This window comes from Flavobacterium sp. UGB4466 (genome assembly GCF_903469665.1).
Taxonomy (GTDB): Bacteria; Bacteroidota; Bacteroidia; order Flavobacteriales; family Flavobacteriaceae; genus Flavobacterium; species Flavobacterium lipolyticum.
Genome location: NZ_CAGKLC010000044.1, coordinates 18,163 through 36,680 on the forward strand (window position 1 = coordinate 18,163; position 18,518 = coordinate 36,680).

General features: G+C 37.4%; 13 protein-coding genes. 11 read left to right on the forward strand and 2 right to left on the reverse strand.

Going from position 1 to position 18,518, the window contains the following annotated elements; translation table 11 throughout:
• Positions 1–37 precede the first annotated feature (37 nt).
• Positions 38–415: a hypothetical protein gene (locus tag JO950_RS12185; protein WP_202702894.1), complete on the reverse strand. Its 378-nt coding sequence runs from the start codon at positions 413–415 to the stop codon at positions 38–40.
• A 695-nt stretch (positions 416–1,110) separates the two neighbouring features.
• On the opposite strand from JO950_RS12185, the gene JO950_RS12190 reads away from it, so the two are divergent.
• The 8 genes from JO950_RS12190 to JO950_RS12225 all read left to right on the forward strand — a co-directional run bounded on the left by JO950_RS12190 (position 1,111) and on the right by JO950_RS12225 (position 12,304).
• Positions 1,111–1,743 carry a nitroreductase gene (locus JO950_RS12190; RefSeq protein ID WP_202702895.1) on the forward strand — a complete coding sequence of 211 codons (633 nt, stop codon included), beginning with the start codon at positions 1,111–1,113 and terminating at the stop codon, positions 1,741–1,743.
• A 33-nt stretch (positions 1,744–1,776) separates the two neighbouring features.
• Positions 1,777–3,297, forward strand: coding sequence for an aspartate aminotransferase family protein (locus tag JO950_RS12195; protein WP_202702896.1), 1,521 nt, complete (start codon positions 1,777–1,779; stop codon positions 3,295–3,297).
• Complete coding sequence (locus JO950_RS12200; RefSeq protein ID WP_202702897.1) at positions 3,275–5,716, forward strand: GNAT family N-acetyltransferase; 2,442 nt, start codon at positions 3,275–3,277, stop codon at positions 5,714–5,716. Before JO950_RS12195 ends, JO950_RS12200 begins: the two co-directional genes overlap by 23 nt.
• Positions 5,717–5,733: 17 nt before the next feature.
• On the forward strand, positions 5,734–7,086 hold the full coding sequence (locus JO950_RS12205) for a lysine N(6)-hydroxylase/L-ornithine N(5)-oxygenase family protein (RefSeq protein ID WP_202702898.1): 1,353 nt from the start codon (positions 5,734–5,736) through the stop codon (positions 7,084–7,086).
• Positions 7,087–7,108: 22 nt separating this feature from the next.
• On the forward strand, positions 7,109–8,941 hold the full coding sequence (locus JO950_RS12210; protein WP_202702899.1) for an IucA/IucC family siderophore biosynthesis protein: 1,833 nt from the start codon (positions 7,109–7,111) through the stop codon (positions 8,939–8,941).
• Positions 8,941–10,347 carry an MATE family efflux transporter gene (locus JO950_RS12215; RefSeq protein ID WP_202702900.1) on the forward strand — a complete coding sequence of 469 codons (1,407 nt, stop codon included), beginning with the start codon at positions 8,941–8,943 and terminating at the stop codon, positions 10,345–10,347. Before JO950_RS12210 ends, JO950_RS12215 begins: the two co-directional genes overlap by 1 nt.
• 308 nt (positions 10,348–10,655) lie before the next feature.
• The gene (locus JO950_RS12220) at positions 10,656–10,898 is read left to right on the forward strand and encodes an acyl carrier protein (RefSeq protein WP_173964189.1); all 243 of its coding nucleotides are present in this window, start codon (positions 10,656–10,658) and stop codon (positions 10,896–10,898) included.
• 17 nt (positions 10,899–10,915) lie between these two features.
• Positions 10,916–12,304 (forward strand): AMP-binding protein, encoded by a 1,389-nt coding sequence (locus JO950_RS12225; protein ID WP_202702901.1) that lies wholly within the window; start codon positions 10,916–10,918, stop codon positions 12,302–12,304.
• A 287-nt stretch (positions 12,305–12,591) separates the two neighbouring features.
• Here the strand turns inward: JO950_RS12225 and JO950_RS22440 are convergent, their stop codons facing one another.
• A complete protein-coding gene (locus JO950_RS22440) occupies positions 12,592–14,979 on the reverse strand; it encodes a TonB-dependent receptor domain-containing protein (protein WP_202702902.1) in 2,388 nt (795 codons plus the stop codon).
• A gap of 456 nt (positions 14,980–15,435) precedes the next feature.
• Here JO950_RS22440 and JO950_RS12235 point away from each other — a divergent pair, with 456 nt between their 5' ends.
• The 3 genes from JO950_RS12235 to JO950_RS12245 all read left to right on the forward strand — a co-directional run bounded on the left by JO950_RS12235 (position 15,436) and on the right by JO950_RS12245 (position 18,224).
• Positions 15,436–16,542: a PepSY domain-containing protein gene (locus tag JO950_RS12235; RefSeq protein ID WP_202702903.1), complete on the forward strand. Its 1,107-nt coding sequence runs from the start codon at positions 15,436–15,438 to the stop codon at positions 16,540–16,542.
• A 212-nt stretch (positions 16,543–16,754) separates the two neighbouring features.
• Positions 16,755–17,315, forward strand: coding sequence for a hypothetical protein (locus JO950_RS12240; RefSeq protein ID WP_202702904.1), 561 nt, complete (start codon positions 16,755–16,757; stop codon positions 17,313–17,315).
• A 324-nt stretch (positions 17,316–17,639) separates the two neighbouring features.
• Positions 17,640–18,224, forward strand: a complete 585-nt coding sequence (locus JO950_RS12245) for a helix-turn-helix domain-containing protein (protein ID WP_173965216.1) — start codon at positions 17,640–17,642, stop codon at positions 18,222–18,224.
• Positions 18,225–18,518: the final 294 nt, after the last annotated feature.

Consider the following 18,518-nt stretch of genomic DNA (forward strand, 5'->3'; position numbering starts at 1 on the left):
AATGTCTTAACCACAATAAAAATTCTATAATATGAAATTAGGCTATAGGAGGACGAAATACCGAAAACAAGGAAGGATTTGAATACAAATCTGAGGTATAAGGAATTGTATCCGATTGTGAAAATCCAACGGTAAAAGGAATGTAAAATACGGGCTTGTCCTGCGGAACAAACACCAGCTGTACGTAAGGTCCGGATATGTTCTTAAACGGAAGCTGCATATCACGATCAGAATCATTGTCTTTTAAATCTTCTCCCCAGTAATGCATTTCCAAAAAATCAAAAAAACTGATATCATGTCTTTGCTGATGTTCCTTAAAATGCTCCAGCAATATCGGCAATTTATAAAACTGCTGAAAGAACCCAATATTGGATACAATTAAAAAGATGAAGAGAGATATAATGATTTTTCGCACCTCACAAATTTAAACGATGTCACAAAATAATTTTACACTTACAACAAGAAGCTACTAACTTTTATGGTTTTACTTGTTTATGGCAATAAAAATTGTAATTATCACATTCAAAACTAAAAATTAAAACTTTTTATCTAATCTAAAAGTTAATTTAGAACAACTATTCTCAATTCAAAATTAAATTGATCCATCCTAAGGCATTTTTACTCAAAAAAGAGCTTCAAAATTCTAAAATTCCGACCCCTTTTCTATTTCAAAATGGACGAGAATACTTCCATTAAAATTTTGCTAAAAACTTCCTAAAAGCAGGCTAAATGCTCCTTCCCTGCTGACCTCCTTTCATTGTTCAACTTCTTGTAAGAATACAAAATAAAACCAGTATTCTTATCTCTCTTTTTATCTGTAAAAATTACACGTAACTTCTTTTTTACAATTTAATAATAGCTGTAAAAAGACTTTAAACACCAAAACACAAAAAACTAATAATCAGTTGATTAAATAATAAAAACTAAAGAAATTCAAAACCAAGTGTACGTTCATTCGTATAAATTTTAAAAAAAACATTTTTTTCTACCAGATTAATTTATACTTTTGCTACTCACTATTCTTATTCATTCTAAATAAGAATTACTTACAAATTTATTTTTATTTGGCCAAAATAAAAAAGAATTTTCTTAGAAAAATTTCCAAAATAAATGAAAATTAAGAACAACCCCAGTAAAATCAAGCTATCAGACTCTTCTTATAAATTAAACAAAATTTCGAAGAACATCCGTAACAGGAGAAGCGTCTACGCCAATCAGTTTATCAAGGGAGAATTACCGGATCAATTGCTTGAAGAAATTTTGACGAATGCCACCTGGGCTCCTACCCACAAAATGACAGAGCCTTGGAGGTTTATCGTTTTTAGGGGTAAATATTTGAAGAAGTACGGCGAATATATGGCTAACTATTACAGAGATTTCTATACTGAATTATCTCCCGAAGATCAAAAAGACAAACTTTCTTATCTCGAAAATTATCCGCTCAATGCAGCCTGCATGATTGGAGTAGTCATGGTGAAAAACACCAAAATTGACCTGCCTGAATGGGAAGAAATTGCTGCAGTCTCTTCTGCTGTGCAAAATATTGCGCTTACCTGTCATGCTCATAAAATGGGCAGTTACTGGAGTACCAAAGGAGTAGCTATCGATTATGTGGCAAAATTTGGCCTCTCAGAAAATGAAAAATCGCTAGGGCTTCTTTATCTGGGGTATTATCCCGAAGCCTTAAAACCCTCCAAAAAAAAGAGAACCCCATTATCTAAAAAAGTCGTTTACCTCGACTGAAAAATAACTTTAACCCCTTAAAACAACTATTTTATGAATACCACATTGATTCGTACAGAAGTCACTGAAAAAGGAGTCCAGCCGGACCAGGATTTTTACAAAGACATTTTCCATCAAAACTCCGGAACAGAATACGCTCAAGCCATGAAATTAGCACAGGAACGCGTTTCGAATTTCCTAAAAAATAATAAAAAACCTTTCAGTGGAATCAAACCTGAAGAAATCCGAGCAAAAGTTGAAGAGATAGATTTTGACACTCCACTACCCGATTACGAAAGTCTGCTGAACGAAGTAGACGAGCTTTATGTGAACCACGCTACTGCCTTTCACCTTCCGGAATATATTGCCCACTTAAACTGTCCGGTTGTTATTCCGGCACTAGCGGCAGAAATTCTGATCAGCGCTATCAACTCCTCACAAGATACTTACGACCAAAGCGCCGGTGGAACGTTTATCGAAAGAAAACTAATTGACTGGACAAGCGAGCAGATTGGCTATACTCAGGGTGATGGTGTTTTTACAGCCGGAGGCTCTCAAAGTAATTTGATGGGCTTGCTTTTGGCGAGAGATTATTATGCTTTGCAGTATCAAAAATGGAATATCAAATTGGAAGGTCTTCCTCCGGATGCACACAAATACAGAATTTTTGTTTCAGACAAGGCGCACTTCAGCAATCATAAAACCACCTGGATTTTAGGTCTTGGAGAACAGGCAATCGTAAATGTTGGAGTGGATCAAAGATACCGCATGGATCCTGAAAAACTGGAAAAAGCAATCGCCGACGAAATTAGGAGAGGAAATATTCCAATTGCCATTACCGCAACCGCAGGTACCACCGATTTCGGTAACGTAGATCCCTTGAAGAGCATCGCTGATATCGCCAACCGCTATAATTTATGGCTTCACGTAGATGCTGCTTATGGATGTGGATTATTACTGACAGAGAAACAAAGGTATTTATTAAACGGTATCGAATTGGCCGATTCTGTAACCATCGATTACCACAAATCGTTCTTCCAACCGGTGAGCAGCAGTGCTTTTATTGTAAAAGACAAACTTCAGCTCGACATTATCAAGCATCACGCTGATTATTTGAATCCAAAAGAACAAAATTACGATGTGCTTCCGGCTCAGGTTAATAAATCGATTGTTCAGACTACACGCCGTTTTGATGCTTTGAAACTTTGGTTTACTCTTCGTTATATGGGCAAGAAAAAGCTTGGACAATTTACTGAAGCCCTAATCGAAATCACTCAACAAACCGCCGCCTACATTGAAACCGATCCGAATTTTGAACTGTTATGCCACTCTGATATTGGTATTTTATTGTTCCGCTATCTGGACGGACCCGTTGAATCAAACTCTTGTGACGTCAACAAATACATTAAAGAGAAACTTTTCTATGGCGGCGAAGTACTGGTAGCCAGCACCAAAGTAAATGGAGAATTCTACCTGAAATTCACCATTTTAAATCCTCTTACCACCCTAAATGATATTAAAAACATTCTTAACCTCATAAAACAAAACGGAGATGAATACCACAGACTCAACTAATTTTTACCAACTGGCAGAACAAGTAAACTACAAATCCCTGCTCAACTGCTATTGCAGAGAATTTAGCAATTGGATCCAATACGAAGGTGTTCCAAAATACGACCCTGCTTTGGCCGAATTTATGAAAACGATCGATCATAGTTCTTTTCTTAAATTTGATTTCACTGCTATTGGCCAGGAAGTTTTTGCTCCTTTGGTTTATTTTTCTCAAAGTGGCGTACATGCCTTCGGATTTCCCGTAGTGTCACGCACTATTGCAACAGATACATTCCGAGAAATAAATCCAATCGAATTTACGGAACTTGTTGCAGCTTATTCTAAAACAGAAAACCCTGATATTGATCCTGTTCCTACGCAAAAACGTATGCAAAACAGCATCGAAAATCTGGCACTATATCTGGAACATTACAAAAACAGTGACCGTACAGCCAACAATCCGGAACAGTCTTTTATAGCTTCTGAACAATCTTTGATCCTGGGGCATACCGTTCATCCGTTGCCAAAAAGCAGAGAAGGATTTACAAAGGACGAATTGGTTCAATATTCTCCTGAAACCCAAGGACAATTCCCGCTTCACTATTTCCTGATTCACCCGGAAAATGTAGCCGAAAAAAGTGCCGAAGACTATCTGATCACCGATTATCTGAGAAATGAAATTTCAAAGTATGCCAATAAAAATGCCAAAGAATTACTGGATTTTTATTCGCAATACAAAGTAGTACCTGCACACCCTTGGGAAGCCAACTATCTATTAGAGCAAAAAGAAGTAAAAGAAATGCAATCCAGACAACTGCTTTTCAGTCTGGGGCAATTTGGTCCTTCCTATGCGGCAACCTCATCGGTTCGTACCGTCTACAATGACGAAAGCGAATGGATGTATAAATTCTCACTGCATGTGAAAATCACCAACTCTTTCCGCGTCAATTACCTACACGAACTTAATCGTGGTTATGATGCCGCGCAGTTGATGAAAACAGATTGGGGAAAAGGCATTCAGAAAGACTATCCACAAATTCAGCTGATTACCGATCCTGCATTCATCACGGTGGTTTTTGAAGATAAAATTATCGATGGTTTCAGTACTAGTATCCGTCAAAATCCTTTTCATGGAGCCAACGCCAATAAAAATGTGACGCTGGTAGCTTCTTTGACACAGGATAACATTTTGACTGAGCTGCCAAGAATCGTAACTCTGATTGAAGAATCGGCAAAAAGACAAGACTTAACAGTAGCAGACACTGCTATTGCCTGGTTCAAACAATACCTGAATATTAGCCTTACGCCTTTAATTGGTATTTTCAACAAATACGGATTTGGATCAGAATTTCACCAACAGAATGTAATGGTTGAATTCGATGAAAATCTTTTCCCTTCAAAATTCTATTTCAGAGACAATCAGGGATACTTTTTCCGTCAGGGACAAGTAGAAGAACTGGAACGTTTGATTCCGGAATTTGGAAAAGACAGCCGTTCTTTTATTGCTGAAAAAAGAATTATTGATTTCTGGGGGTACTATTTCTTAATCAATCACTTGCTTGGAATTGTGAGTGCTTTGGGTAAAAACAAACTTGCTGACGAAGATACACTGCTTAACCTGATTTACGAAGCTATCAGAAAAGAGGGAGAATCAGATGTAACCGGTTTAGTTTCACATTTCACCGAAAGTGTCAAATTAATCGTAAAAGGAAATTTACTAACCAGTTTAAACAATATGGATGAGGCCAGTGCACCAAGAACCAATCCGGCGGTGTACAAAACTTTCCCAAATCCTTTAAACAGACACTATTTCTCTAAAAAATTAATTCAGCCACAAGCAAACACCACTGTTTTTAGCCGTTATTTTGAGAAAGAAAATGTAACCATCACCTTGCGTCCGGTAGATGTAGACAAAGATTTGGAGATGCTTCACGAGTGGTTTCACCGCGAACATGCTTTGAAAATCTGGCAGATGAACTGGCCAATCCGCGATTTGGAGGTGTTTTACCGCACGTTGCTTCCGGGTGGTCACTCGCACAGTTACATTGGAGAAGCTAATGGTGTTCCTACTTTTAATATCGAAGTATATTGGGCGAGCCGTGACATTGTGGGAGAATACTATGACGTACTTCCGTCTGATTATGGAACGCACCAGTTTATCGCGCCAACCGATCCGAAACTGAAATACGGCTCTCCGGCAACTCAGTCTATGATGGATTTTGTATTGAGCGAATCAAAAGTAGGCAAAATGGTAGGTGAAGGTTCTGTAGATTCTATCGCTTCGATGATGAACAAAGCTCACGTTGGATTTAAAATTCAGAAAGTAATCGAAATGCCTCATAAAAAAGCCAATCTGAACTTTTGTTACCGAGAATGGTACTGGGCTAAATTCCCGGCTGCCGAAGAGTTTCAAAAAAATATCGTTTCAGCCCCACAAGTTTAATTCATAAAATAACCACAATGAATACAGAAAAAATATATTCGGTAATCGGAATTGGAATTGGTCCTTTCAACCTTGGACTTGCCGCACTTATCGAACCCATTGAAGATTTATCAGCACTGTTTTTTGATCAGTCGGAAGGCTTTGACTGGCACCCGGGTTTAATGTTAAACAATGCCACTTTACAGGTTCCATTTCTAGCCGATTTGGTTACCATGGCCGATCCAACGAATAAATACAGCTTCTTAAATTACATCAAACAAAGCGGACGTGCTTATAAATTTTACATTCGTGAAAATTTCTTTATCTACAGAAGAGAGTACAATGAATATTGCAAATGGGCGGCAGCTCAGTTAAGCAACCTTAAATTTTCGCACAAGGTAATTTCAATTGACCCTGTTGATGATGTGTACAAAGTTACGGTGATCCATACTCAGACGTGTGTTACGACTGTTTATTATACGCATAAAATAGTTTTGGGTACGGGAACTTCACCACATGTACCTGATTTTATTGACACAGAAGCTCTTCCAAATGTGATTCATGCCTCTCAATATTTGTATTTCAAACCTCAGATTCAGAAAAATGCGTCGGTAACAATCATTGGTTCAGGACAAAGTGCTGCCGAGGTATTCCGTGATCTTTTACCGGATACGGAAGACGGATTGCAATTGAAATGGTTCACCCGTTCGTCACACTTCTTCCCGCTTGACAATAAATCCAAACTGACTTTGGAGTTGACTTCTCCGGAATATGTAGATCATTTTCACAGTCTTTCGGCACAAAAAAGAAAACAGCTTTTAGACAGTCAGCATGGGCTATACAAAGGGATTGATCACGAATTGATTAACGAGATTTTCGACAGCTTGTACGAGATGAGCTTAGAAGACACTCCACTAAATGTAGAATTGCGTTCGAATATGCGCCTGACTTCGGTAAAAGAAGATACGGATGGTTCGCATTTACTTGATTTTGTACAAACAGAACTGGAGCAGCCTTTCGAGGATCAAACCGATTATGTGATTCTGGCAACGGGTTACAAATATAAAGAACCCACAATTCTTTCAGGAATTCAGGACAAAATTGGCCGACTGGAAAATGGCTTATTCAAAGTACATCGCAATTATACTATTGACAAAAACGGTACGGATATTTTTGTTCAGAATGCTGAATTGCATACGCATGGACTTTCGACTCCGGACTTGGGAATGGGTGCTTACCGAAATTCGTACATCATTAACCAAATCGCTAATCGTGAAGTGTATAAGGTTGAAAAACGTATTGCTTTTCAACAATTCGGAGTACAAAGAGCAACTCCTGAACTTTCATCGGCGAATGTTTTGGAATTAGTAAACGAGCAAGTAAACCATTAGATCATACTAAAAATCAACTCAGATGATAACCCCAGAAAATACCTTTAAAGACGCTCAGCACCTCAACGCTGATATTTGGAATCAGGTCAATCGAAACTTACTTGCCAAAAGTATTTCGGAATTGATGCGTGAAGACGTCGCGAACCCTCAAATAACCGCTAAAGATGAGGATGGACTTACCCATTTCAGATTAGAAACCGACACCGCGAGTATTTACTATACTTTTTCGGCTTATCCGAGATTTCTTAACTATTGGCATATTGTTAAAGACAGCCTTTGTAAAGTGGAGCATGAAGTAAAATTAGAACATATCGACGTACCGAATTTCTTTATCGAACTTCAGGAAACTTTTGGTATCAACTCTTTTACCCTGGCCCATTATATCGAGGAGTTACTGCACACCTTATACGCTGATGCTTACATTCAGTCAAACCGTCGTGTGCCTGCTGCGGAACTAGCCGATGCTGATTTTCAAACGATCGAACACAGTCTGGATGGCCACCCGTGGGTAATAGTCAACAAGGGGCGTATTGGTTTTGACTCGGAAGATTATACAAAATACAATCCGGAGTCTGATCAAAGAACACGTTTAATTTGGATTGCTGCTCATAAAAACAGAGCTAATCTGCGTTTACAGACCGATGTGAACGATCAGGATTTTTATGAAAATGAAATTGGCAAAGAAAAACTAGATGCCTTTAGAAACAAGTTAGCGGCATTAAATGTAGATCCGTATGATTATGTTTTTATTCCGGTGCATGTATGGCAATGGCAAAATAAACTCGTGATGCAATTCTCTAATGATATTGCTTCCAAACATCTTATCCCATTAGAGCTAACCGAAGACATTTACAGCCCTCAACAAAGCATCCGTACTTTTTTCAACGAAAGTGCACCTCATAAACATTATGTAAAAACATCAATGTCTATTTTAAACACCAGCCATGTTAGAGGTTTGTCGCCTAAACAATTATTGATAGCGCCACGTTTGACAGAGTATCTGAAAAATGTTCTTAAAAAAGACGAGCACTTGCAAAAAATGGGAGTTGTACTTTTAGGTGAAGTCGTTTCGGTTACCTATGCCCACCCGAGTTATAGTAAAATTGACAATCCTCCTTACCAGTACAATGAATATTTGGGCGCTATGTGGCGCGAAAGCCCTATAAATTCCCTTAGAGAAGGAGAGAATTTAATGACGATGGCGGCATTATTATATGTAGACAACACCGGAAAAAGTCTTGTACAAGAACTGATAGAAAAGTCAGGTCTTTCTACAGAACAATGGCTCAAAGCTTATATGACTGCGTATCTTAAGCCAGTGCTTCAGATTTATTACCAGCATTCGTTATCTATTGATCCACATGGACAAAATGTGATTCTGATTCTAAAAGATTATGTGCCAACACGTATTGCTTTGCAGGACTTTGTGGGAGATATTTTAATTAATGAAGAAGCAAAGAAAAAATTGCCACAGGAATTTATTGATAACTTGTTTAATGCCTCTCCAAATCCGGAAAATGCACCGTTAACGATACTTATCGCCATTTTTGATGCCTTCTTCAGATACCTGAGTCATGTTATGATTACAAACGCTAACTACACAGAGAAGGAATTCTGGAATTGTGTTTACGATATTATCATCGAATATCAGGCAGAACATCCTGAGCTTCAGGAAATATTCGACAAGTACAATATGTTCATACCTGAATTCAAACGTCTTATTTTCAATAGCCGACGTTTGTATAATGGTTATGAAGAAACGGCTGGATTTCCACACATGAAAAAAAGTGGTTTTGTACCGAATCCGTTACATCAGCTAATCCATGAAGAAATAGTAACAGCAAAAGAAAACTAATGAAAGAAGCCCTTTTAAAAACACGCTCCTTCTTTGGTTTATTAAGGCGTTCTCTTGCCGGAAGTGAAAAGAACTTCACTTCTGGCAGCATTAACAAAACCATTCTTTTACTGTCAGTTCCAATGGTGGTTGAGCTTCTGATGGAATCCCTATTTGTATGTTCCAATCTGTTCTTTGTTAGCCGATTGGGCACGAATGCCATTTCAATTGCGGGAGCGACCACTACTTTTATCACTTTTTGTTACTCGGTTTCCATTGGTTTGGGGATAGCGGCATCCGCGATGATTTCCAGAAGAATTGGCGAGAAAAAATTCAAAGCTGCAGGTCAGACCACCATGCAGGTGATTTATGCTACAGTACCTATTGCCGCCCTGATTAGCATTGTCTGTACCATCTGTACCACTGATATTATGAGTGCTATGGGACTTTCGGCTGCTATGGTTGAGGAAGGAAGAACTTACGGCATCGTCATGTTTGCTTCCAGCGGATTTTTGATTCTTCGAATCGTCGTAAATGGAATCTTTCGAGGTGTTGGAGACGCTTCGACAGCTATGAGAATACTTTGGCTTTCCAATGCATTGAACATTGTACTGTGTCCAGTATTCATTTATGGCTGGGGTCCTGTTCCGGCATACGGTTTATTGGGAGTTGGACTGGCTACTTTAATTGCTAGAGTAATTGGAGTGTTGTATCAGGCCTGGTATCTGATAAGGGCAAAAACCATGTTAAAAATTGGTCTGGCACAAATGGTCTTCAATCTTGCTATTTTCAAAAGAGTACTAAAACTGGCTTTTGGCGGTACCGTACAATTTATCATTCCGGCATCAAGTTGGGTGTTCATGATTAAGATCATGTCGCATTTTGGCGAGAGTGCTCTTGCAGGTTACATTCTGGCACAAAGAGTCACTTCGATTGCTACGATGCCGGCCTGGGGTCTTGGAAATGCTGCAGGAATCTTAACCGGACAAAATCTGGGAGCCAAACAGCCTGAACGTGCCGAAAAATCGGTTTGGAGAGCGGGAATGTTAAACATGGGATTTCTGGTTTTAATTGGAATTTGCTGGATATTCCTTGCTGTTCCGGTTATAAAAATCTTTACTGACATTCCTGAGGTGATCTCTTTTAGTACCATGTACATTCATCTAATTTCGATAGCCTACATATTATTAGGTTATACGATGGTAATTTCAAGAGCCCTTAATGCGGCCGGCGAAGTAAAAGTGGTGACCTGGCTTTACATCCTGATGTTCTATGTCATACAGATTCCACTTGCCTATGCCCTGGGAATTTCTTTTGATTTGGGTTCCAATGGTGTTTTTACGGCCATCCTTGTTTCAGAAATTATATTGGCCGTGGCTTGTATCGTTGTTTTCCGAAAAGGAAAATGGAAACATACAAAGGTTTAAAACTAAACCGGTTCAAAATATGTCACCCCGTTGGGGTTTATTGAAACGATTTTACCAATTTCTATAAATATTTCGCCCCGATGGGGCTTAGCATTTGTGAAAAGATCCAAAGGAGCATCATATTTATAGCATTTATAACGCATTTTTTGCAAAAGCTCCGGAGGAGCGTCATATCTATAGAATTACGTTCCGATGAGATAACATTTGTAAAAGCTCCAAAGGAGCATCATATCTATAGCATATAAATTACATCACAAAACATTAGACAACAAATAATAAATATCAATTTAATATTAAATAATAGAACAATGAGTACAATAGAACAATTACACGGAGTATTTGCAAGAGCTTTTGAAATTCCTGTTGAGGCAGTAAACGACGGACTGGAATATCAGGCTATAGCCGAATGGGATTCGATGAGTCATTTGGTATTAGTAGAAGAACTTGAAAGTACTTACAAAATCTCAATCGAAATGGAAGACATTCTGGAGATGGGAAGTGTAGCAAAAATTAAAGACATTCTTAAAAAATACGGATTTGAAATCAATTAGAATAGACCACTAAACTTATGGAACTATACGATTTAATCAGAAAAAATGAAAAGCTGACTTTTACCGACGCCAGTACCGGAGTTTCAAAATCTATTGCAGAAATGGATCAGTCACTGGAAATCGAAAACATCCGTTCAGTTGTTTTTATTTACAATGACAATCAGTTACCGGCTATTGAAACGCTTTTAAATTTTTACCAGAGCAGGTTTACGATTGCTTTGTTGGGAATGGGTTTACTCGAAAATTTTAAGGAAAATCTGGAACAGAAATATACTCCTTATTATATCTATGACCCTACGCGAACTGAAATAGAAGGCTATACGGCTGTAAATGCATCCGAAACGATAGTATTGTTTAAACGAAACGTAAATTTAATTTACCCGATACATGCCAAAATAAAACTTTTGCTAAGCACTTCCGGAACTACAGGATCGCCTAAATTTGTTAGGCTTTCTGATGAAAACCTGGTACACAATGCAAAATCGATTATGGAGTATATGCCAATCCGGTCAGATGATGTAGTACCTTTAAATGTACCGATCAATTTTGTGTATGGCTTGTCGATTTTTACCACCAATTGTATCAAAGCCAGTCAGATTGTTTGTACAGATAAAGATGCTTTTCAAAAAGAATTCTGGGCCGATTTCAAAAAGTACGGATACTCTACCTTAGGTGGAGTTCCGTACTTCTATGAGATGCTGTACAGTATTGGATTCTTCAAGAAAGATCATCCTTCCTTACGTTACCTGACCCATACGGGCGGAATGCTGAATCACAAACTAATTGAAGCAATTTCAGATTTTAGTGAGAAATTCGGCAAACAATTCTTTGCGCAGTACGGACAAACAGAAGCTTCCGGTCGTATGGCTTATTTGCCTCCGAAAGATCTGTTGCGAAAAGGAACTTCTATTGGTTTACCAGTTAAAAATGGACGTTTTGAGATCGATAACGAAACAGAGGAACTGATTTACATTGGTCCCAATGTCTATGGCGGTTATGCTAATGTGAGAGCTGATCTTCAGTTTTATGAGGAACAGGAAAGACTCCACACCGGAGACAAGGCCAGACAAGACGAAGAAGGTTACTACTATATTGTAGGCCGGATCAAACGAATCGTGAAATTGTTCGGAGTACGTCTCAATCTTGACGAAACAGAATTGTTGCTGAAAGATGCATTGGGCGGACAAACGTTTATCTGCCTCGGAATAAACGATAAACATCTGGCCGTAATGTACACCGACGAAAATATGAACAAAGAATTGATTCTGAAAGTGCTAAAAGCCAAACTAAATCTTCACGCCAGTTCTTTAAAAGTGATGCACATAGAAGACGTTCCGCTTACACCAAACGGAAAAGTAAACTATCCTTTACTTAAGGAGTCACTGGAATTAGAAGGGGCTTTATAGGTTTTAAGTATTCAGTCGCAGTTTGCAGTTTGCAGTCGCAGTAGTCAGTCACGGTAATCAGTATACATTAAAACTGAGCACTGTGACTGAAAACTGTGACTATTTCTTTTATCTTTCAAAACAAGTCGCAGTATTCAGTCACGGTAATCAGTACACATTAAAACTGAAAACTGCGACTGAATACTGTGACTTTTTTTACCCTTCAAAACAAAAAAAGGCTCCTGACAAAACTGCGTCAGGAACCTTTAAATAAAAAAACAAAATAATATTATTTGGAAAGCTATCTTTTAGAAGCTATACCCCAGTGCTAAATTAAATCTGGTACCGTTTCCTCTTGTATAATTGGCATTTGTACCAAAAAACTGCGAAGTTGTTGGATAATAATCTGTATTGAATATATTTTCAATTCCAAGTTTAACACGGATGCTATCTGTTACTTTATAAGCAGATGCCAGATTCCATAAATTGAAAGAATGAATTGGTCCTTCTCCAATGGCATAAGCTCCTTTGGCATTTGGTTTGAAAACATCACGATCACCAACATACATCCAGTACAATTCAACATTTAATCTTTTACCGCCATACTTTGCGTAACCTGTAATTTTAACCGGAGGAATTCGGTTTGATTTCAAATAAATATCGTTTGGTCCGTAAAAGTTCCCGTCAGAATCTTTATCCCCTCTTCCCTGTACATTGGCATAGTTACCCCCTACTGTCAATTCCTTAAGAATTTGGTAATCGGCCTGAACCTCATATCCCCAAACTCTTTCCGGCAAACGTTCTGCTACTAAAAATCCGTCTACCTGAATCAAATTGGTTCCTAATTTTGATGTACTCAAATAATAAGAAGCACTTACATTGAATTTTCCTAACTGACTGCTAAAACCTCCTTCATAGTTGTTGACAATAATTGGTTCTGTCTCCAACTTAGAGATGGCATCCTGTTTTGCATTGGTTAAAACCCTTCCTAAATCAAATACAGAAAAAGCCTGAGAAAAACTCACAAAAGGATTGAAGAATTTAAATCTTGAATATCGAATACCTGTGTTAAAAACAAAAGCATCATAATTAAGTTTTCCCCCTTTTACAGCAATACTTCCCGCTCCATTTGCACCGGTAGCAAGAGTATTGTAATCATCGATATTGATTTTAATGTTTTCTGCACGTAAACCCGCTTTTACATTCCAGTCACCAAACAGCTGTGTCGATAATTGTGCATAAGGTGCCAGATTGACCATATCGATGTTCGGAACCCAAACACGTCCGTCTACCAGTTTTTGGTTCGTTTTATCGTTCAATAAATCGAATCCGTAAGTCACATCACCCGTGAAGTTTGACGAAATTACAAAAGGAGAATTCAAATATACTCTTACCCCTTTTTTGGTAGATGCCGTTTGTGATTGTCCGCTTCCGTAGAAAAAAGTAGAGTTAGAAAATGCCGTCAGGAAATCCTGAAAATACAAATTCGCTGTAAGTGAAGTGCTCCCAAAAATCCCTCTGTTTACATACTGAAGATTCGCATTGTGATTGTAACGATTTCCTTCGTCTACACCAGGCCTGTTTCCCAATACTCCAATTGCAGGACTTACTCCGTATACTCCATTTTTAAGGATAAAATCCGAATCCTGATTCGAACTGAAATAATTGTACATGAAGTCAATTCTTTGCTTAGGGGTTAAATCGTAACCTACTTTAGTAAACACATTATACGTTTTAGTTTCTCCTAATCCGTACTCAGGAGAAATAACCTTCCCTCCTCCATCACGAAAAACACCCGTTTTTTCATAAGTTCCGCCTACCATATAGTTGAACTTACTGATTTTCCCATAAAACTGCTGATTGAAGCGGTATCCTAATGTACTGTCACCTTTTATATTTCCGTTAGTTCCTGCCTCACTGTATCCGGCGAATTTCTTTTGAGTTTTACCTGATTTTGTAATGTAATTAATCAAACCTCCGTCAGCACCATTTCCATAAATAGCAGTTGCTCCTTTAATGACTTCGATACGTTCAATTACAGAAGGATCTATAGAACGCAGCTCACGTCCTGCAGATTTCAATGGCGTCGATTGCGGAATTCCATCAATCAAAACTAAGGGATTTCTACCGCGAAGTGTCTGACCGTAATTCCCTGTATTGTTTGTACCCGATCCTAAGCCTGGAACCGCAAATGCCACAATATTGGCAATATTTGGACTCACAATCGATAAATCTTCAATATCCTTAGCATTAATGACAGTTACCGAAGAAGGTGTTTTTGATAAAGTTTCTACTTTTCTACTGGCCGAGACGATTATCTCATCTAACTGATCGCCATTCTCTTCAGAAACGTTGGTTTCTTTACCATTAAATTTCAATTGCAAAGTCACATTGGTCGTTTCATTGTTGGCAACCGTAACTTCCTGTTCGATCGTTTCGTAGCCCGATAATGAAGCTTGCAGAGTATAAATATTCTCTGCTATTTTGTTCAGTCTAAAGCTGCCGTCGCTATTTGAAATGGTTTTATATCTTGAATTTTTAAGTGTAATAATAACTCCCGAAGCCGATTTTCCGTCAGAGGTTGTAATTTGTCCTTTAATTTTTCCACCATTTTGTTGTGCAAAAGAAGAAAATACCGAAAATAAAAGGCTGATAATAAATAAAAACTTTGATGTTCTTAAACTAAGATATTTCATTGATTTTAATTTTTTGGTTAGTGATTTTATTCTTATTTAGAATTAATAAAAACAGTGCAAAAATAAAGATTAATAATTGTTTAACAAGTATTATTTCGATTTATTCTATAGAATTTTTAATAATTCATGCACCTTTGTCAGAAAATAAATCAGTTTCTTGATAAAAAAGCAATATTACAACAGCATCAGCTTAAAAAATTGTACGAATGCCACAAAACGAATCAAAATCAATCTGTAAGTTTTCTCTTCTCAAAGTTTAAGACTACTCCATTCAAAAGTTAATAAATAAGCATTTTTGAGGTTTTACGGCTCTTTTTTTCATTCAAAAAACAAAGATTTAGTCTAAATAAGTATAAATTTGCGACGCATTTTCTGTGGATTCAAGTTTAATTCTAACAGAAAATGATACCATTACGGTGTGAACCAGAGTGCCTATAAAACCAAATAAGCTACTAAATGAAGAAAGGAATAAAAAAAACGATCAGACAAATACATTTATGGCTGGGGCTTGGCTCAGGTTTAATCGTTTTTATTGCGGCCTTAACCGGCAGTATTTTAGTTTTTGAAAAAGAAATTGACTCATTCTTACATCCTCAATACTATCAGGTTTCATCTGTAGGGACGACCAAAAAAACAATTGATTATTGTACAGACGTTCTTCAGAAACAGTACGGCATCAAAAAAATTACCCGAATTTATACCTTCAATGATCCTTCGCGTACCTTCCAAATTCTGGCAAAGGATGCCGATAAAAAGGCACAGTTTTTTTCTATTGATCCTTATACCGGAAAAGTGCTCGCCACAACACCTCAGGAAAGTCGGTTTTTTGTAGTAGTGCTTTCCCTCCACAGACAATTGCTAATGGGTGATGCCGGGCAGCTTATTATGGGATCTTCCTGTATTATTTTTGTTCTGATGCTGCTCACAGGTATGGTTTTATGGTGGCCGAAAAAGATTAAAAATTTAAAACAACGACTAAAGGTAAAATGGAGCGGTTCCTTCAAAAGAATCAATTGGGATTTTCATTCTACTTTTGGCTTTTACAGCTTCTTAGCTTTGCTTATTATTTCGCTAACCGGTCTTTCCTTTGCCTTTGACTGGTTTCAAAATGGCCTTTATTTAATGGCCGATGGAACTACCAGTAAAAAAGTGTCTTTAAAAGTAAAGAATCCAACAAAAATAGATCCTAAACTCAATAATACTGCTTTTTATCAAAGTATTTACAATAAGACCGACAGTATTTTTCCTTATACCGGAAATATCCAAATTAGAATGCCGGTGGATACAATCAATAGTATTACGGTTCTGAAGGAAGATCTGGAAAGAATCATTCCACATCAATCCAGCTCGGCTTATTTTGATAAGTATACAGCGGAAAATATTGAAAACAGACCTTACAAATCCTATTCAAACGGTGACAAACTGAAACGTCTGATGTATCCTATTCATACCGGAAGTGTTTATGGATTGACCACTAAAATAATTGCTTTTTTGGTTTGTCTTTTTGCTGCGACATTACCTATTACAGGACTAATCATTTGGCTCGGCAGAAAGAAAAAGTAGCTTTTTGACGAAGCAAATCACTTTATTCAGTTGTTGTATTTCTTTGGAAAAATTTTCTTACCTATTCGGTAATTAGGATCCTTTTGCTGTGTTCTTCGAAATAAAAATAATCGTAAGTTGTTATATTTCAAAAAATTACCTAAATTTAATCCCCCCATTTCTAATAAATCTTTTTAGGACTTGTTTAATCTGTTGGCTAAAATCTCAAGAGCATGAAATGGTTCAACACTTTAGTAATAAAAAAGTTTACGGAAAGACTTTCAAAACCCGTTTCTAATGATGGTTCTCTTCATTTGGAAAAGGGCAGACAGTTTTATTTGTCGAATCGGTTTCAGGATGCCCTGCTTCATTTAAACTGTGCGATCAATTCCGGATTTGATCAGGGGGTTTATGCCTTAAGAGGAACCTGTCTTCAAAAACTGGATTACCATTATAATGCCATTGAGGATTTCGACAAAGCCATTGAAACTGATCCTTTAGAGTTTTCTATTTACTACAATCGGGCAATATCCAAAAGAGCAATCTTAGATTTTACCGGTCATATCGAAGATCTGCACAATGCAATCTATTACTACAAAAAACATTCAACTATCGAAAATCAGGTTCTCAAAGCTTTTGAAAGAGATTTACAGACAGCTAAAATGGACATAGATGGTCCAATACAAAACAAACATGAAGGGCGTAAAACTCCACCTCTTGAAATAAAATTTCTGATTAGAGAGTCACTCAACCTCATTAAAAAAGCCAGGGTAAGAAATGTCACGGTGAATTGATTTCGCTCCTTTTTTATAAAACTTCTTTTTTGTTTTAAAGCCGTACTAAAAAAAGTAAACGGATGATACTGATTCGCTAGGCGAAAACGCGGATTTTCACGGATTATTTTTTGTTTTATCTGGGATAGGATTATTTTATCATAATAATGTCTTTTATTCCTCTAAAAATCCGTTTTGATCCGTGTTTTCGTGAAACGAATCCGTATAATCCGTGGGCTATAATCCTAGCTATAGAAAATACAAAAGTTCACACTAAGACTTCTCTTCTTTTGCAACTCACCCGCTAATTGTGTTATATTTACCATACTAAACTGAAGTTTTATTATGGAAGATTTTTTAATTGGTATTGGAAAGAGATTAAAAGAGATCAGGAAGAAAAATGCATTAACCATACACGAAGTAGCCAACAGAGCCGGAGTTAGCAACGGTTTGATTTCCAGAATTGAAAACGGAAGAACAATTCCTTCCCTACCCGTTTTGATTGAATTGATACAATCCTTAAATACGGATGTGAGTTATTTTTTTGAAGGTGTTGAAAATACCAAGAATGCGAAGTACATTCATATTAAAAAAGACGATTATCAAAAGATAGAAAAAGAGGACCGTGCCGAAACCACCGGTTTTAACTACTATCATATTTTCAGTAAAAGCATTAACTCTATTGGTTTTGAAGCTGTAATTCTTGACGTGGAACCCAACTGTAAACGCGAAAAAGTAATTACAGATGCCTGGGAGTTCAAATACATCATTAAAGGAAGTGTGACTTATATTATTGATGATGCAGAAGTGGTTGTCAATGAAGGTGATTCATTGTGCTTCAACGGAAGACATCCACACGTGCCTCAAAACCGAACAACAGAGAACTGTGTGATGCTCGTGCTTTATTTTTATTCTGAGAGTAATAGTTAGTTTTTTTTTACCGCAAAGAACGCTAAGTTTTTTTAGAGCTAAGACTTTAAAAAAGGTAAGGTTCGCAAAGCTCTATAGATAGAACTTTACGATTAAATAGCTACTAAGCTTGTCAATATCGACCGAAGGGGACTCGAAGGACAGTGAATAGACGAAGTAAATTACACGTAGGATACGAAAAAGATTGGCGACATTCTGTATCGAGTTTCTAATGTGATTTCTCTCTTCGATCGAAATGACACAAAATGAGAAAAAAAACCTTTGCGAACCTTGCGTAACATCTTTGCGCTCTTT

Excerpts from the sequence above, each read along its gene's own strand:
- JO950_RS12190 (WP_202702895.1), top strand. The coding sequence starts at position 1,111 with ATGAAAATTAAGAACAACCCCAGTAAAATCAAGCTATCAGACTCTTCT.
- JO950_RS12195 (WP_202702896.1), top strand. The coding sequence starts at position 1,777 with ATGAATACCACATTGATTCGTACAGAAGTCACTGAAAAAGGAGTCCAG.
- JO950_RS12200 (WP_202702897.1), top strand. The coding sequence starts at position 3,275 with ATGAATACCACAGACTCAACTAATTTTTACCAACTGGCAGAACAAGTA.
- JO950_RS12205 (WP_202702898.1), top strand. The coding sequence starts at position 5,734 with ATGAATACAGAAAAAATATATTCGGTAATCGGAATTGGAATTGGTCCT.
- JO950_RS12210 (WP_202702899.1), top strand. The coding sequence starts at position 7,109 with ATGATAACCCCAGAAAATACCTTTAAAGACGCTCAGCACCTCAACGCT.
- JO950_RS12215 (WP_202702900.1), top strand. The coding sequence starts at position 8,941 with ATGAAAGAAGCCCTTTTAAAAACACGCTCCTTCTTTGGTTTATTAAGG.
- JO950_RS12220 (WP_173964189.1), top strand. The coding sequence starts at position 10,656 with ATGAGTACAATAGAACAATTACACGGAGTATTTGCAAGAGCTTTTGAA.
- JO950_RS12225 (WP_202702901.1), top strand. The coding sequence starts at position 10,916 with ATGGAACTATACGATTTAATCAGAAAAAATGAAAAGCTGACTTTTACC.
- JO950_RS22440 (WP_202702902.1), bottom strand. The coding sequence starts at position 14,979 with ATGAAATATCTTAGTTTAAGAACATCAAAGTTTTTATTTATTATCAGC.
- JO950_RS12235 (WP_202702903.1), top strand. The coding sequence starts at position 15,436 with ATGAAGAAAGGAATAAAAAAAACGATCAGACAAATACATTTATGGCTG.
- JO950_RS12240 (WP_202702904.1), top strand. The coding sequence starts at position 16,755 with ATGAAATGGTTCAACACTTTAGTAATAAAAAAGTTTACGGAAAGACTT.
- JO950_RS12245 (WP_173965216.1), top strand. The coding sequence starts at position 17,640 with ATGGAAGATTTTTTAATTGGTATTGGAAAGAGATTAAAAGAGATCAGG.